This is a genomic window from Protofrankia sp. Cas3 (assembly GCF_963555955.1).
Classification (GTDB): domain Bacteria; phylum Actinomycetota; class Actinomycetes; order Frankiales; family Frankiaceae; genus Protofrankia.
On record NZ_CAUVXP010000276.1, the window covers coordinates 1 to 1,574 of the forward strand.

The 1,574-nt window shown below is 73.3% G+C and carries 1 pseudogene; it reads right to left on the minus strand.

From position 1 onward, the window contains the following. Positions 1-43: 43 nt before the first annotated feature. Positions 44-1,569, minus strand: a pseudogene (locus U9983_RS26985) (ISL3 family transposase). Between the last annotated feature and the right edge of the window lie 5 nt (positions 1,570-1,574).

The following is a 1,574-nucleotide window of genomic DNA, read 5'->3' on the forward strand; positions in this document are numbered from 1 at the left end:
CGGCTCTGCCAAGATTCCGGTGGTGACAGGTGGTTACAGGTGTTCATGAGAGCAGGATGCGCTGGCGGAGCAGGGGGAAGCCGGCGCGGCCGTACATCTGCCTCTTGATCAGTTTGACCGTGGTGATGACGCCTTCGGTGGGGCCGTTGCTGTAAGGCAGGGCCAGTCCGGCGACGACGGCGTCGTGGTCGGTGTCGAGCCCGTGGGTGAAGGCGTGCACGGCAGGCAGGTCATCGTCCCGGACGGTCGTGATCCACGCGTCGAGGTCCTCGCCGTGGTGCCCGGTGAGCAGGGCGGCGAACGCGCGTATCCGGGCGGCCAGGGCGGTCAGCTGCGGGCAGCTGGCGACCAGGTCGTCGAGGTGCCGCCGCCGATGATCGGGCAGGTCCTCGGGCCTGCTCATGAGCCAGCCGGCCAGGCGGCGCGGGGACGGCGGGGTGCGTGCGGGGTCAGCGCGTCCCTGGTTGAGGTAGCGCACCAGCAGGGTGGCGCTGCCCGGATAGCCCTGCTCGCGGATCTCGGCCAGCAGCCGGGTGACTGCCACGGCGGGCTCGGCGGCGAGGCGGCGGCGCAGGTGCTCGCGGTAGGGGTCGACCAGGGTGCGGCGGTACTGCGGGGGACGTTGCAGGGCCTGGGCCGCGCCGGCCCGGGCGTAGCGTGTGACGGTGTTTCGGCGCCCAGCCCAGGCGCCGCGCGCACTCCAGCAGCCCGACGCCCTGCGCGAGCAGGGTGTGGACGGCGGCGTGCCGGTGTGCGGGTGCGCTCCTCCCGAGTAGTGACCGTGCGGCCGGGGCCGGCGTGCCAGCAGCGGCTGTGGGCGACCACGGTCTTCTCCACGGCTCGGGCGAGGTTGTGCCACAGGTGCCAGCGGTCGCTGACCTGCACCGCCTGCGGGGCGCCGTGGCGGATCGCCTCGGCATAGGCCGCCGACCCGTCGCGGCACACCACCCGAACCCCGGGATGCTCGCGCAGCCAGGCCGCCACCGTGGCCGCGTGTCGGTCGGGTAGCACGTCCACGCGACGGTGGCTGACGGCGTCGATCAGCACGGTCGCGTACCGGTGGCGACGCCGGAGCGCGAAGTCGTCCACGCTGAGCACCTGCGGGACCGGCCCGGCTGTGATCGGCAGCGCCATGAGCAGGCGCAGCACGGTCGTCGGTGAGACGGCCACGGCGAGCCTGCCCAGCAGTCCCGCCCCCGCGCGGCCGGCCAGGATCACCCCCACCCACGCGATCAGCGCACCCAGCGCCGGGGTGCGGCGGGCATACCGTTGGGCGAGTCCGGGCACCTGCTCGCGGAAGGTCTGCCGCGGGCAGCTCAGATTGCCGCAGACCAGCCGCCGCACGGTCAGCTCGATCACCATCGGCCTGCCCCCGACCGGAAGATCTGCCAGGCGGCGCCGGTGATAGCCGTGCACCCGCCCGGTGAGCGTCCCGCAGCGCGGACAGGCCACCGGCCCGGCCCGGGTCCGCGCGGCGATCCGCACCACCGGCCCCTCATCGACGACCCGATCGATGAGCACCACAGCGAGCTGAGGAAAAACGACCTTCAGGAACTCGGCATCACACAGCACCC